The sequence below is a fragment of the Metabacillus idriensis genome (genome assembly GCF_009674765.1).
GTDB classification, from domain to species: domain Bacteria; phylum Bacillota; class Bacilli; order Bacillales; family Bacillaceae; genus Bacillus_P; species Bacillus_P idriensis.
Map to the genome: position 1 here is coordinate 68,022 of NZ_WKKF01000007.1, position 14,543 is coordinate 82,564.

The following is a 14,543-nucleotide window of genomic DNA, read 5'->3' on the forward strand; positions in this document are numbered from 1 at the left end:
CATGTCTAAAATAAGCTATCAAGGAAAGCTCATCTATTTTGCGGCAGCAGCCGGTTTAGCCGTTGCTGCTGCAAAATTTCCATTCCATCCGATATCCTCCTTCACCTTTCTTCTTTTTTGCGCCTATCTTCTTTTTCGCAAAAAATCGACTTTGCTGATTGGCTGTATGGCCATTTTTATTCTCTTCATATTTCATTTCTATGCAGTAGAAAAAAGCAATGCATCAAGGTTTAATAAGGGCAAAATAACCATTCAGGGCGAATTCGCTGAGTTTCCTCAAATAGACGGCAATCAAATGAAGGGTGTTATAAATGTTAATCAAGAAAAAATAAGTGCCGTATACTATTTCAGTTCAGAGGAAGAGAAAAACAGGTACAGGCTATTGCAGCTCAGCACAATTTGTACTTTTAAAGGGGAATTAAAGCCTCCTAAACATGCAACCAACCCAAATGCATTTGATTACGCGGATTACCTTAAAAACAATCGGATTCATTGGATTCTTAAGGCCGATTCAATTGACCAATGCAGGAAAGAAAATCAAACGCTGTCTGAAAAACTGAAAGAATTCAGACAAGATGGCATTCTGTTTATTTCTAAGGTATTTCCGGAGGAATCCCGGGGAATTGTGCAAGCACTTCTTTACGGGGAGCGTACTAATATTTCCGAAGATATAAATAAGGCATATCAGGAGCTTGGCATCGTTCATTTACTTGCGATCTCTGGTCTTCATGTCGGTATTTTAGTTTCCGGGCTCTACTTTATCTTGATCAGGTCAGGAATGACTCATGAAAAAACGAAACTTCTTTTAATCCTCTCATTGCCGGTTTATTGCATAATTGCTGGAGGGGCGCCTTCCGTCCTCAGGGCTGCAGGGATGAGCATGCTTTATCTTGCATCAAAACAATTGAAGCTGCAGCTCTCCACAATTGATGTTATTTCCGTTGCGTTTCTTTTTTTGCTTTTTGCAGATCCATATTATTTATTTAATGTCGGCTTTCAATTATCCTTTTCAGTGAGTATGGCCCTTATTCTGTCAGCCAGGGCATTTTCAAAAATGCCTTACCGCTTTTATCAGCTGGTTGCGGTATCATCAGTTGCCCAGCTCGCATCCCTTCCGGTCATTTTGTACAATTTTTATCAAATCTCCCTGTTAAGTCTGCCGATGAATCTTCTGTTTGTGCCTTTTTACTCCGTAGTGATTCTTCCTTTATCACTTATCTCAGTGCTTGCGATGATTATTTTTCCCCCATTAGGATCATTTCTGATCGTTTTCACGGATCTTGTGCTGCAAATCAGCAATGATTTTGTGCTGTTTATTAACAGATTTCCTTCATTTATGCTTCTATTTGGCAAACCATCTTTTTTCTTTTTGTTTCTATTTACATTGTTTTTATGTCAGGCATTTATTGCATATGAGAAATCCCATCGATTGAAAGAAATGAGGCTTTTCGTTTCATTTCTGGTGCTTCTGCTTTTTTATCAGCACGAATCGGAGTATTTTGTTCAAACGGGTGAGATCGTGATGCTTGATGTTGGACAGGGTGATTCTATTTACCTCTCTGCACCGCATAATCAAGGGACATACTTAATCGATACTGGCGGTATGCTGACATTTAATCAGGAAAAATGGAAAGAAAAAAGCAGCTCTTATTCAATTGCTGAAGATACACTTATTCCTTTTTTAAAATCAAAAGGCAAAAGAACCCTGGATAAACTGATACTGACTCATGGAGATGCAGACCACGCCGGGGAGGTCATCGATCTTCTTAATGAAATACGTGTCTTAGAGCTGATCGTGCCATATGGTTTTTTAAGAGGGAAATTTGAGCAGGAAATTATCGATAAAGCGAAAAGTACAGGGACGGAGGTTTCCGTTTTGAAAAGCGGTGACGCTGTATCTGACCATTTTTTCAAATTGCACATTTTATCTCCAATCGCGTTATCAGAGAGTGAAAATGACGATTCACTAGTTATATTTGCAAAGATTGGAGGATTGAAGTGGCTGTTTACGGGTGATTTAGAACACGAAGGAGAAAAGCGTATCCTTGAAAAATATAAAGGACTAAAAACCGACGTATTAAAGGTTGGTCATCATGGAAGCAAAGGTTCTACATCCGAATCGTTTTTAAAGCAGCTTCAGCCGGAGTTTGCTTTCATTTCAGCAGGTGAGAACAACCGGTATAACCATCCTCATGATGAAGTCCTTCAGCTATTGAAGAAATATGATGTATCAGATCTTCAAACAAAAAGGGATGGTTCGATTACGTATAAATTTCACGGTGACAGTGGAACGTTTTCCGTGCAGCCTCCATACGATAGCGTATCAGATAAATGATTGATGAAAATAAAAAAGAGACTGCTCTGCAGTCTCTATGTAAGGGTTGTCATGAACCGATTAACTTAATAACTGTCGCTAATACGAAAATAGTGGCAAAAAAGCCAAATGAAACGATAAATCCTACTCCCGAGTCTACTGCATCGTTGCGTTTGCTTTGAACATTCTTTTCAAATTCATTCACAATTTACCCCTCCTATATGCCTTATAGTATAAGCCAAATCATACAAAAAATCTATCATTTTCCAATATGGGTTTTGACAACACTTTACACCTATAGAAACCCATCCGCGTGTGAAAAATAATTACAACATATCGATCGCTTACCTGCACATGTATCCTGGGGCATGGGCGGTGGCGTTTATATATAGGGGAACCGGCTTAGCCTGTTCCCTGTTCATTTTGCCCATTTACAAAATCCGTACTTGCTAAACAGGCAGGGGACCGATAGGATTAGAAAAGAATGATTGAAACTGGGTGATAAAATGATATCAAACGTCTGGAAAGATTTAAAAAATAAACAGCTGAAGCCTGCTTACCTGCTTCTTGGAAAGGAATCTTATCTTATTCAGGAAACCGTGCAGCTGATTATTGAAGCTGCTTTGGATCCGTCTGAAATGGATTTTAATCTTGCTCAGTATGACCTGTCTGAGACAGCATTGGAATCTGCCATAGAAGATGCAGAAACACTTCCTTTCTTAGGTGAAAAAAGAGTGGTTATTCTTAAGAATCCTCACTTTTTAACAAGTGAAAAGAAGAAAGAAAAGATAGAACACCGCATTGAAAAATTAGAGGAGTATTTGAAAAGTCCTGCTCCCTACACCATTTTGGTTATTGTAGCACCTTACGAAAAGCTGGATGAACGAAAAAAAATCACTAAAGCTGTAAAAAAAATGACTGAAGCTGTTGAAATGAATGGATTTTCTGAGCATGAAACAAAAAAGTGGATGAAGGAACTGGCAGATGCAAATGCCATTGCACTTCAAGACTCAGCAAGAGATCAGCTATATTTGCTGACAGCCGGAAATTTAATGGCCATTTCACAAGAAATAAAAAAGCTGAGTACATATGCGGGTGAAGGCGGAATAATAACGGAAGACATTGTTTCTTCTCTTGTTTCAAGAACACTTGAGCAAAATATTTTTGAGTTGATTGAAAAGGTTATCCGCAAAGACCGGACTCGTGCCATGCAGATTTTTTATGATCTGCTGAAAGCAAACGAGGAACCAATAAAGATTTTATCCTTGCTGATTAATCAATTCAGATTGCTTCTTCAAGTGAAAGAGCTGTCTGTTCTGGGATACGGACAGCAGCAAATGGCAGGGAATCTTAAGGTGCATCCATTCCGGGTTAAACTTGCCATGCAGCAGGCGCAGCTTTTTCAAACTCAGGAACTTACATCGATTATGAATCAGCTGGGTGACGCAGATTATGACATGAAAACCGGCAAAATGGATAAAAGACTCGCCGTTGAACTATTTTTGCTCCGATTGTTCAAATAAAGCCCATAAAAAAAATCCTCTTCTCGGGAAGAGGATTTTTTTATTATGCTGAAAGACCGTTTACAGATTTCGTTAAACGAGATTTGTAACGAGCAGCAGCATTTTTGTGGATTAGACCACTTTGAGCAGCTTTGTCAATTCTTTTAGAAGCTACAGCTAGTGCAGCTTTTGCATTGTCAGCATCGTTGTTAACAACTAGAGCTTCTACTCTTTTAATAGCAGTACGCATAGCAGATTTGATTGTTACATTGTGTGCATTGCGCTCAGCGTTAGTTTTTGTGCGTTTGATTGCAGATTTGATGTTTGGCATTCGTTTCACCTCCTAAAAAGCATTCGAGATCTATTATACTCGACATTTTCATCAATAATAAGAACAAGTGATATTTTATCAAACGGGCATATAGATTGCAATATAATTGTAAAGGAAATTATCACGGCTTATGACTGTCAAGAATGAAAGCTGGAAATTAAGGCAAAAATACAGATTAAGAAAGACTATGCAGCCAGGAGGTTATGACATTGAAAGAACCTTTAGATTTAAGTATGTATTCAGTCCGAACAGATTTAGCCATTGAAGCACGTGATTTGGCAGCTGAAACAAAAACGCCTGAGCCCGAAAAGAAATCACCCGAGATTGAAGGCGTAATTGTTAAAGAGCGGGATGATAATGGAGTGAAAATAACATCTCTTCAAATTACCGAGAAGGGAGCAGAGCTTACCGGAAAGAAGCCGGGAAATTACTTGACCCTTGAAGTACAGGGAATTCGCCAAAAAGATACAGCCTTGCAAAATCAGGTTGTTGACGTTTTCGCAAAAGAATTCAGCAGTTTTATGGATGGATTGAAGATTCCAAAGGATGCAAGCTGTCTTGTAGTGGGGCTGGGCAACTGGAATGTGACACCAGATTCGCTTGGCCCCCGCGTTGTAGAAAACCTTCTTGTTACACGTCATTTATTTCAGCTTCAGCCTGAAAATGTTCAGGAAGGCTTTAGACCAGTAAGCGCGATATCACCTGGGGTAATGGGGATTACAGGAATTGAAACAAGCGATATTATTACCGGCATTATTGAAAAAAGCAATCCGGATTTTGTCATTGCTATTGATGCTCTGGCTGCAAGATCGATTGAGCGTGTAAATACAACGATTCAAATTTCAGACACAGGAATTCATCCTGGATCTGGCGTAGGAAATAAACGCAAAGAGTTAAGCATGGACACACTAGGCATTCCTGTTATTGCACTAGGCATTCCGACAGTGGTCGATGCTGTTTCAATCACAAGCGATACGATTGATTTTATCTTAAAGCACTTCGGAAGAGAGATGAAGGAAGGAGACCGTCCTTCTAAGTCGCTCACTCCGGCAGGGATGTCATTTGGAGAAAAGAGAGTGCTCTCCGATGAAGATCTTCCTTCAGATGAACATAGACAGCAATTCCTTGGAATCATTGGAACTCTTGAAGATGAAGAAAAAAGAAGACTGATACACGAAGTCCTCTCTCCGCTTGGACATAATCTGATGGTGACTCCAAAGGAAGTTGACACCTTTATTGAAGACATGGCAACAGTTGTAGCGAATGGGCTGAACGAGGCACTTCATCAGCAGGTGGACAGCAGCAACGCGAGGTCATATACCCATTAAAAATCAGTCTACTTTCTCCGGCTTGTGCATATAGTTAAGCAGGCAAGCTTTGAAGGAGGAAGAAGATGAAGCATTCTCGAACTAATCGCGGAATAATAGTAACTTTGAATGGGACAAGCTTGAAAAAAGGATTTGCACTCGGCTTTATCGGGTTTATGCTCGTATTTTTACTTTCAGGCGCGCTGACTTCCCTAAAGCCTGAGTATAGAATCACTTCAAAATCAATTAATGAATTAACAAATAACATAACAGGCAATTCTTTTATTCATCTGCTTGGTTTTGAAAATCGTTATTTTGTTCAGGATCTGCCTGAAGAGGCTAAACCGCCAAGTGTTTCATCTCTATTTTTCAAAGCGGCAACAAGCATCAATCCGGAAGATCCCCGCAGTCTGCTGGGAAGGGAGCTCCCTGGATTTACCCTTTTTGACAGCGAAATTGTAGTTGCGGGAGAAGGAACAGATTATACAACAATGCCAATTGAATCCCCGCCGCCGACAGAGGTGCTTTTAGAGGAGCGGGAAGCATCAATCGCTGACTTGGAAGGTGCGGATGATCAGCCGGATCAGTCAAAAACACCGCCGATTGCTACAACGGGAGAACGGAAAGTGGTTTACATTTACCATACACATACAACAGAATCCTATTTGCCTATGCTAAAGAATGTAAAAAATGCAAACAGCGCTTATCATTCCGAAGCAAACGTAACACTCGTAGGAGACAGACTCGGAAAAGCACTAGAAGATAAAGGGATCGGAACAAACGTAGATAAAACCAATTTCATGAAGAAACTGAATGAAAAAGGATGGTCTTTTACAAAAGCCTATACCATGTCCCGGCCGACAGTTGAAACAGCAATGGCGGGAAATAAAGAGATTCAGTATGTGATTGATATACACCGTGATTCACAGCCTTATAAAATAACAACCGCAGATATTAACGGGAAGAAATATGCAAAGGTTGCATTTGTCATAGGGGGGAAGAATCCTCTTCATGATAAAAATAAACAACTGGCATCCGAGCTTCATAAAAAAATTGAAGCAAAATACCCGGGGCTGAGCAGAGGTGTGTTCCTTAAAGATTCTCCAGGTTCAAACAGCCTGTATAATCAGGATCTTACAGAAAATGCGATGTTGATTGAATTCGGCGGCATCGATAACAACCTTGAGGAACTTAATCGCACAGCAGATGCAGTTGCAGATATTTTCAGTGAGTATTACTGGCAGGCTGAAAAAGTAAATGCTGCAGCTCCTGAGAAAAAATAAGATAAATTCAGATTAGAGGGAAGTATGATGATGAAATTCATGCTAAAGTGCTTTGTCCTATGCTCGATATTGCTGCTTGGTGTTCTGTTTGGCATGCAGCAGGCCAATCAGGGTCTTGTAAAAATGAAAGGATACGATGACCCGAATTTGAGCAGCGCTTTTGAAGTGAAAAATGATTCATCAGGAGAACTGGAAGCTTCCGTATTAGGCGTCAGCCATAGTCTCGAAGAAAAACAGGAAAAGCTTGAGGAAATGGAGGCATTCAATTTCTTTTCACAGCTGGGAAAAAAATTTGCCTCGCTGGCAAGTGCAGTCATAACTGGCTTTATTACTTTTTTGGCAGGGCTGGTTGAAAGCCTGTTTCAATAAACCGAAGATTGAATAGGATGGAGGGAAGCGGATTGGAGGCTTTCCTCTTTTTGTTCTGCTTTGACCGTATGGAAGGCATTTTACTTACTTTGTAAACCGCCAACTATCTCAGCCAGAACGGCTCCGCTTTTCGTGATGTCCAGCTCCACCGCCTAGTCCCTCGGCCAGAACAAATTCCCCCAAAAAGGCGGGACCCGGACTTTTCGGGTGAATTCTTATCTGTCTGTCGGGCCTGAACAGTCGGTTCCGCTTTTCGGTGATGTCCAGCTCCACCGCCCAACTCTTCGGCCAGAACGGCTCATCCAGCAAAGGCAAAAAGCGCCTTTACTGGCTGATCCTTATCTGTCTGTCAGAGCTAAACGGGCAGTTCCGCTTTTCGGTGATGTCCAGCTCCACCGCCCAACTCTTCGGCCAGAACGGCTCATCCAGCAAAGGCAAAAAGCGCCTTTACTGGCTGATCCTTATCTGTCTGTCAGAGCTAAACGGCCGGTTCCGCTTTTCGGTGTTGAATGTTACTTCCCCTATTGATATAATCAAATTTAGTGCATTGGCCAGTTTAGTAGGAGTGATAGAACGATTATGAAGAATAAAGAAGATAAATTAAATAGACAATCCAAGATACGCAATTTCTCGATTATTGCCCATATTGATCATGGGAAGTCAACGCTTGCGGACAGAATTCTGGAAAAAACGTCAGCGTTAACACAAAGAGAAATGAAAAATCAGCTTCTTGACTCAATGGATCTTGAGAGAGAACGCGGAATAACGATTAAATTAAATGCCGTTCAATTAAGATATAAAGCAAAAGATGGAGAAGAATATATTTTCCATTTGATTGATACACCGGGACATGTCGATTTTACATACGAGGTTTCCCGCAGTCTGGCTGCATGTGAAGGAGCTGTACTGGTTGTTGATGCTGCTCAGGGAATTGAAGCTCAAACCCTTGCGAATGTTTACTTGGCTCTTGATAATGATCTGGAAATTCTTCCGATTATCAACAAGATAGACCTTCCAAGCGCTGATCCTGAACGTGTCCGCCAGGAAATTGAAGATGTAATCGGTCTTGATGCTTCAGAAGCTGTCCTTGCTTCAGCTAAAGCTGGCATCGGAATTGAAGAAATATTGGAACAGGTTGTTGAAAAAGTGCCTGCTCCTCAAGGTGATCCTGATGCACCGCTTAAAGCGCTTATCTTTGACTCCTTATATGACGCATACCGCGGTGTTGTAGCATACATTCGAGTGGTAGAGGGAACGGTTAAAGTCGGACAAAAAATCAAGATGATGGCAACGGGCAAGGAATTTGAAGTAACAGAGGTCGGTGTATTTACACCTAAAGCTCTATTGCTTGATGAATTAAATGTAGGTGATGTAGGATTCTTAACAGCTGCCATTAAAAATGTTGGCGATACAAGAGTAGGTGATACGATTACGGACGCTAAAAATGGTGCAACCGAGGCGCTTCCTGGCTACCGTAAATTAAATCCGATGGTGTATTGCGGCCTGTATCCAATTGATACGGCAAGATACAATGATCTGCGCGAGGCTTTAGAAAGATTGGAGCTGAATGATTCGGCGCTTCAATATGAACCGGAAACGTCTCAGGCTCTTGGCTTTGGTTTCCGCTGCGGATTCCTTGGACTTCTGCATATGGAAATTATCCAGGAACGGATTGAACGTGAATTTAAAATTGATTTAATTACAACTGCACCTAGTGTAATTTATAATGTCTTTTTGACAGATGGCAGCGAAGTCCGGATTGATAACCCATCCAATCTTCCTGACCCTCAAAAGATTGACCGGATTGAAGAGCCATATGTGAAAGCGACCGTAATGGTTCCAAACGATTATGTCGGTGCTGTCATGGAGCTTTGCCAGAATAAACGCGGCAACTTTGTCGATATGCAATATTTGGACGAAAACAGAGTCAGCATTGTTTACGAACTTCCATTATCGGAAATCGTTTATGATTTCTTTGACCAATTAAAATCAAACACAAAAGGGTATGCGTCATTTGACTACGAGCTGATCGGCTATAAAACGTCCCAGCTTGTGAAAATGGATATCCTGCTCAACAATGAGAAAATTGATGCCCTGTCATTTATCGTTCACAGAGATTCAGCCTATGACCGCGGTAAAATCATTGTAGAGAAATTAAAAGAACTGATTCCGCGCCAGCAATTCGAAGTGCCGATTCAGGCGGCAATAGGACAAAAAGTGGTTGCGCGTTCGACAATCAAAGCAATGCGCAAAAACGTCCTTGCCAAATGCTACGGAGGAGACATCTCCCGTAAACGGAAACTTCTTGAGAAGCAAAAAGAAGGTAAGAAACGAATGAAAACGGTTGGTTCTGTAGAAGTTCCTCAGGAAGCCTTCATGGCTGTTCTGAAAATGGATGATAATTAATTCCAATCATTTTCATTCAAACACAAATTATGATAACGTAAGAAAAAACATTTGCCGCAGTCAACGCACTGCGGCTTCTTTATTAGAAGGTGAGAAAAATGGTCAAAGCTGCATATCTTCACATTCCTTTTTGCGAGCAGATCTGTCATTATTGCGACTTTAACAAGGTCTTTTTAAAAAATCAGCCAGTTGATGAGTACCTTGACAGCATGCAAATGGAAATGAAAAACACTCTTATAAAATACCCGTCAGATTCTCTTGAAACAATTTTTATAGGCGGAGGCACACCCACTGCTTTAAATGAAAAACAAATGGAAAAGCTCCTGATAGCAATAAATGAGGAGTTTAAGCCATCTCCTTCTTTACATGAATTTGCAGTAGAAGCGAATCCTGGTGACCTTTCATATGAAAAGTTAAAGGTGATGAAAGACCTTGGAGTAAACCGCCTGAGTTTTGGCGTGCAGACATTTAACGATAGTCTGCTTGAAAAAATCGGGCGCACTCACCGTTCGGCTGATGTCATGAAAAGCATTGAGCTTGCCAAAAAAGCAGGCTTTGACAATATAAGCATAGACTTGATGTACGGGCTGCCCGGGCAGACAATCCATGATTTCAGAGATTCCCTGAAGATTGCGTTTGGCCTTGATGTTCAGCATTATTCTTCGTATTCTCTCATTGTTGAACCCAAAACGGTTTTTTATAATTTAATGTCTAAAGGCAGACTGATTCTTCCGCCTCAGGAAGATGAAGCCGTCATGTATGAATATCTCATGGAAGAGATGGAACAGCATGGTTTTCATCAATATGAAATCAGCAATTTTGCCCTTCCGGGTTATGAAAGCAGACATAATCTTACGTATTGGAATAATGAGGAGTACTACGGAATCGGAGCGGGAGCGCACAGTTACACAGGCAATATCCGACGGGCAAATGCAGGTCCGCTGAAAAAATATATGCAGCTGATTGAAGAAACTGGATTTCCCTATCTGAATGAGCATCAAGTAACAGAAGCTGAAAAGATGGAAGAAGAACTTTTCCTTGGTTTACGTAAATCTGCCGGAGTCAGTAAAAAGAGATTTGCCGATAAGTTCGGCGTACCTATTGCAAATGTTTTTGGATTGCAGATCCGGGAACAAACTGAAAAAGGCCTGTTAAATGATGGACAGGATTCCATTTCACTCACGCACCAGGGGAAATTGCTGGGAAATGAAGTTTTTCAGGCGTTTTTAGGTGTTGTGCCTGCTGAATAGGGTAAACATAAAAGACGGCGTTTTTGCGCGTGTCTTTTTGTTTTTCTTTTCTCAAATCATTTACCTAAAACTCATGGGGAATTTAATCTAAATAATTGACAATTAACGTTTGATTTGATACTTTTTATTATAGATTTAGCACTCACGCATACAGAGTGCTAACAGAGGTGATGATAATGTTAACAGATCGTCAGCTTTTAATACTTCAGGTCATTGTTGATGATTTTATTCAATCTGCTCAGCCGGTCGGCTCGAGAACTCTTTCTAAGAAGGAATCGATCACATTCAGTTCTGCAACAATCAGAAATGAAATGGCAGACCTTGAAGAAATGGGTTTTATTGAAAAGACCCACAGTTCATCGGGCAGAGTTCCGTCGGAGAAAGGGTACCGCTATTATGTGGATCACTTGCTTGCTCCGCAGAAACTGACTAATATGGATGTTGTTACGATTAAGTCTGTCTTTGCAGAGCGTATATTCGAACTTGAAAAAGTAGTGCAGAAATCTGCTCAGATTCTTTCGGACTTAACGAATTACACGTCAATTATTTTAGGTCCTAAAGTAAACGAAAATCGGCTGAAACGAATTCAGATTGTTCCAATCAGTGAAGATACAGCTGTTGCAATTATTGTTACAAATACGGGCCATGTTGAAAACAGAACCATTTCTTTTCCGGGAACAATTGATCCCCAGGATATTGAGAAAATGGTTAACATATTAAATGAGCGATTATTTAACGTCCCGATTGTCGAATTGCATGACAAAATATACAAAGAAATAGTAAACTTGCTGAGGAATCATATTCAAAACTATGACTCCATCATGAAAGTTCTTTCTGGAACATTCACGATGAACGCAAATGAAAAGATATACTTCGGCGGGAAAACAAATATGTTAAGCCAGCCGGAATTCAATGATATCACGCGTGTCAGAACACTTTTGACAATGATTGAGGAAGAGCAGGAATTATATAACATTCTGCAGGCCTATGATTCAGGAATTACGATTAAAATCGGCAAAGAAAATCAGAACATTGCAATGGAAAACTGCAGTCTGATTACAGCAACCTACTCTGTTGATAATAAACAAATAGGGCGGATTGCCGTTCTTGGACCGACACGCATGGAATATTCCCGAGTAATCAGTCTGCTGCAGAGAGTCACAAAAGATATGTCCAAAGCATTAACAAATCTGTATCACTCATAAAAACATTGTCCATATTGTAAGAGAGTGGAAAATTGTTTTCCGCTCCCTTTCCATGGCTTTGCACTTTAAGGGAGGTGAAAGAAATTGACTAACGACGCAAAAGAAAGCTTAAAAGAAAATGAAACAGCTTCAAAACAAGAAGAAATGTTGATAAACCAAGAGGGCGAATCAACGGATTCTGATACACAAGCTGAACAAGCGCAGGAATCTGATGAGTTAACAGCAGCCAAAGCTAAGATTGATGAACTTGAAGCCAAGCTTAGTGAAACTGAAAACCGCATGTACCGCGTACAGGCAGATCTAGATAACTTCAGAAGAAGAGCACGTCTTGATCTTGAGGCTGCCCAAAAATATCGTTCTCAAAATCTGATAACCGAAATACTGCCAGCTCTTGATAACTTTGAAAGAGCGTTAAAAATAGATACGGATGACGAAAAAACACAATCCTTACTACAGGGAATGGATATGGTTTATCGCCAGCTGGTTCAGGCGCTGCAAAATGAAGGCATTGAAGCCATTCAAGCAGAAGGGCAGCCGTTTGACCCGCATCTTCATCAGGCAGTTATGCAGGTGGAAGATGATCAATATGAATCCAATGTTGTCATTGAAGAATTCCAAAAAGGCTACAAATTGAAAGACCGCATTATCAGACCAGCAATGGTTAAAGTGAATCAATAACTTACATATTAGGAGGTTTCTACGATGGGGAAAATTATCGGCATCGATTTAGGTACAACAAACTCATGTGTTGCAGTATTAGAAGGCGGAGAACCTAAGGTTATTCCAAATGCAGAAGGCAACCGCACAACTCCTTCAGTAGTAGCATTTAAAAATGGCGAGCGCCAGGTTGGTGAAGTAGCAAAACGCCAGGCTATTACAAACCCAAACACTATTATGTCCATCAAACGACATATGGGAACGGACTATAAAGTAGAGGTAGAAGGCAAGGAGAATACTCCTCAGCAAATCTCTGCAATTATCCTTCAGCACTTAAAAGCATATGCAGAAGACTATTTAGGCGAGCCTGTTACAAAAGCTGTTATTACAGTACCGGCATACTTCAATGATGCTGAGCGTCAGGCAACTAAAGATGCAGGTAAAATTGCAGGACTTGAAGTTGAGCGTATTATCAACGAACCAACTGCAGCAGCACTTGCTTACGGTTTAGATAAAACAGACCAAGATCAGACAATTCTTGTTTACGATTTAGGCGGCGGTACATTTGACGTGTCCGTTTTAGAACTTGGAGACGGAGTATTTGAAGTTCGTTCAACAGCTGGAGACAACCGTCTTGGCGGAGATGATTTTGACCAAGTAATCATTGATTATCTTGTTTCAGAATTCAAAAAAGAAAACGGCATCGACCTTTCAAAAGACAAAATGGCTCTTCAGCGCTTGAAAGATGCTGCTGAAAAAGCTAAGAAAGATCTTTCTGGTGTATCTTCAACACAGATTTCATTGCCATTCATCACAGCTGGAGAAGCTGGACCTCTTCACTTGGAAGTAACATTGTCACGTGCTAAATTCGAAGAACTTTCTTCTGAATTAGTTGAAAGAACAATGGGTCCTGTTCGCCAGGCACTTAAAGATGCAGGTCTTACTAAAAATGAAATTGATAAAGTAATCCTTGTCGGCGGATCTACTCGTATTCCTGCTGTTGTAGAAACAATCAAAAAAGAGCTTGGCCAAGAGCCATCAAAAGGTGTTAACCCGGACGAAGTTGTAGCACTTGGTGCAGCAATTCAAGGCGGCGTTATCACTGGTGATGTGAAAGACGTTGTATTACTTGACGTAACACCACTTTCACTTGGAATTGAAACAATGGGCGGCGTATTCACAAAGTTAATCGAACGCAACACGACGATTCCAACAAGCAAATCACAAGTATTCTCAACGGCTGCTGACAGCCAAACAGCTGTAGACATTCATGTTCTTCAAGGTGAGCGTCCAATGTCTGCAGATAATAAAACATTAGGCCGTTTCCAATTAACGGATATTCCTCCGGCTCCGCGCGGAGTTCCGCAAATTGAAGTATCATTCGATATTGATAAAAACGGTATCGTAAATGTTCGTGCAAAAGATTTAGGCACAAACAAAGAACAAACAATCACAATTAAATCTTCAACAGGTTTAAGTGATGAAGAAATCGAACGCATGGTAAAAGAAGCAGAAGAAAATGCAGATGCGGATAAAGCGCGCAAAGAAGAAGTTGAACTTCGCAATGAAGCAGATCAGCTGGTTTTCACAACTGAAAAGACTCTGAAAGATCTTGAAGGTAAAGTTGACGAAGCTGACGTTGCAAAAGCGAACGAAGCAAAAGATGCTTTAAAAGCTGCTATTGAGAAAAATGAGCTTGAAGAAATCAGAACAAAAAAAGATGAGCTTCAAGAAATCGTTCAGCAATTATCAATGAAATTGTATGAAGAAGCTGCAAAACAGCAGCAAGGTGCTGAAGGTGCAGCAGGCGCGAAACAAGATGACAACGTAGTTGATGCTGAATATGAAGAAGTAAACGACGACAAAAAATAATACTGAGCGGTAATGAGTGACTTCATCCCGCATAAGGAAAGTCAAAG

General features: G+C 40.7%; 13 protein-coding genes. 11 read left to right on the forward strand and 2 right to left on the reverse strand.

Annotation, left to right across the window (positions count from 1 at the left end):
- The first annotated feature begins 1 nt into the window (after window position 1).
- The gene (locus tag GJU41_RS18390) at window positions 2-2,335 is read left to right on the forward strand and encodes a DNA internalization-related competence protein ComEC/Rec2 (RefSeq protein WP_083328029.1); all 2,334 of its coding nucleotides are present in this window, start codon (window positions 2-4) and stop codon (window positions 2,333-2,335) included.
- A gap of 49 nt (window positions 2,336-2,384) precedes the next feature.
- Here GJU41_RS18390 and GJU41_RS18395 read toward each other — a convergent pair whose 3' ends face one another.
- Window positions 2,385-2,519 (reverse strand): YqzM family protein, encoded by a 135-nt coding sequence (locus GJU41_RS18395; protein WP_070874390.1) that lies wholly within the window; start codon window positions 2,517-2,519, stop codon window positions 2,385-2,387.
- A 301-nt stretch (window positions 2,520-2,820) separates the two neighbouring features.
- On the opposite strand from GJU41_RS18395, the gene holA reads away from it, so the two are divergent.
- A complete protein-coding gene (gene holA, locus GJU41_RS18400) occupies window positions 2,821-3,837 on the forward strand; it encodes a DNA polymerase III subunit delta (RefSeq protein WP_070874413.1) in 1,017 nt (338 codons plus the stop codon).
- 43 nt (window positions 3,838-3,880) lie between these two features.
- On the opposite strand, the gene rpsT is transcribed toward holA, so the two are convergent.
- Window positions 3,881-4,147 (reverse strand): 30S ribosomal protein S20, encoded by a 267-nt coding sequence (rpsT, locus tag GJU41_RS18405; RefSeq protein WP_070874389.1) that lies wholly within the window; start codon window positions 4,145-4,147, stop codon window positions 3,881-3,883.
- 209 nt (window positions 4,148-4,356) lie between these two features.
- Between rpsT and gpr the strand changes: the two genes are divergently transcribed.
- The 9 genes from gpr to dnaK all read left to right on the forward strand — a co-directional run bounded on the left by gpr (window position 4,357) and on the right by dnaK (window position 14,496).
- Window positions 4,357-5,475 carry a GPR endopeptidase gene (gene gpr / locus GJU41_RS18410; RefSeq protein WP_070874388.1) on the forward strand — a complete coding sequence of 373 codons (1,119 nt, stop codon included), beginning with the start codon at window positions 4,357-4,359 and terminating at the stop codon, window positions 5,473-5,475.
- Window positions 5,476-5,540: 65 nt separating this feature from the next.
- Complete coding sequence (spoIIP, locus tag GJU41_RS18415) at window positions 5,541-6,737, forward strand: stage II sporulation protein P (RefSeq protein WP_070874387.1); 1,197 nt, start codon at window positions 5,541-5,543, stop codon at window positions 6,735-6,737.
- Between the two features lie 24 nt (window positions 6,738-6,761).
- Window positions 6,762-7,106 (forward strand): YqxA family protein, encoded by a 345-nt coding sequence (locus GJU41_RS18420; RefSeq protein ID WP_224771472.1) that lies wholly within the window; start codon window positions 6,762-6,764, stop codon window positions 7,104-7,106.
- A gap of 207 nt (window positions 7,107-7,313) precedes the next feature.
- Window positions 7,314-7,634: a hypothetical protein gene (locus tag GJU41_RS18425; RefSeq protein ID WP_154319241.1), complete on the forward strand. Its 321-nt coding sequence runs from the start codon at window positions 7,314-7,316 to the stop codon at window positions 7,632-7,634.
- A gap of 51 nt (window positions 7,635-7,685) precedes the next feature.
- Window positions 7,686-9,512, forward strand: coding sequence for a translation elongation factor 4 (gene lepA, locus GJU41_RS18430; RefSeq protein ID WP_070875418.1), 1,827 nt, complete (start codon window positions 7,686-7,688; stop codon window positions 9,510-9,512).
- Window positions 9,513-9,610: 98 nt separating this feature from the next.
- On the forward strand, window positions 9,611-10,762 hold the full coding sequence (gene hemW, locus GJU41_RS18435; protein WP_070875419.1) for a radical SAM family heme chaperone HemW: 1,152 nt from the start codon (window positions 9,611-9,613) through the stop codon (window positions 10,760-10,762).
- 176 nt (window positions 10,763-10,938) lie between these two features.
- The gene (gene hrcA / locus GJU41_RS18440; protein ID WP_070875420.1) at window positions 10,939-11,967 is read left to right on the forward strand and encodes a heat-inducible transcriptional repressor HrcA; all 1,029 of its coding nucleotides are present in this window, start codon (window positions 10,939-10,941) and stop codon (window positions 11,965-11,967) included.
- Window positions 11,968-12,051: 84 nt separating this feature from the next.
- Complete coding sequence (grpE, locus tag GJU41_RS18445; RefSeq protein WP_263596935.1) at window positions 12,052-12,645, forward strand: nucleotide exchange factor GrpE; 594 nt, start codon at window positions 12,052-12,054, stop codon at window positions 12,643-12,645.
- 24 nt (window positions 12,646-12,669) lie between these two features.
- Window positions 12,670-14,496, forward strand: a complete 1,827-nt coding sequence (dnaK, locus tag GJU41_RS18450) for a molecular chaperone DnaK (protein ID WP_070875421.1) — start codon at window positions 12,670-12,672, stop codon at window positions 14,494-14,496.
- Window positions 14,497-14,543: the final 47 nt, after the last annotated feature.

Excerpts from the sequence above, each read along its gene's own strand:
- GJU41_RS18390 (WP_083328029.1), top strand. The coding sequence starts at position 2 with ATGTCTAAAATAAGCTATCAAGGAAAGCTCATCTATTTTGCGGCAGCA.
- holA (WP_070874413.1), top strand. The coding sequence starts at position 2,821 with ATGATATCAAACGTCTGGAAAGATTTAAAAAATAAACAGCTGAAGCCT.
- rpsT (WP_070874389.1), bottom strand. The coding sequence starts at position 4,147 with ATGCCAAACATCAAATCTGCAATCAAACGCACAAAAACTAACGCTGAG.
- spoIIP (WP_070874387.1), top strand. The coding sequence starts at position 5,541 with ATGAAGCATTCTCGAACTAATCGCGGAATAATAGTAACTTTGAATGGG.
- GJU41_RS18420 (WP_224771472.1), top strand. The coding sequence starts at position 6,762 with ATGATGATGAAATTCATGCTAAAGTGCTTTGTCCTATGCTCGATATTG.
- lepA (WP_070875418.1), top strand. The coding sequence starts at position 7,686 with ATGAAGAATAAAGAAGATAAATTAAATAGACAATCCAAGATACGCAAT.
- hemW (WP_070875419.1), top strand. The coding sequence starts at position 9,611 with ATGGTCAAAGCTGCATATCTTCACATTCCTTTTTGCGAGCAGATCTGT.
- hrcA (WP_070875420.1), top strand. The coding sequence starts at position 10,939 with ATGTTAACAGATCGTCAGCTTTTAATACTTCAGGTCATTGTTGATGAT.
- dnaK (WP_070875421.1), top strand. The coding sequence starts at position 12,670 with ATGGGGAAAATTATCGGCATCGATTTAGGTACAACAAACTCATGTGTT.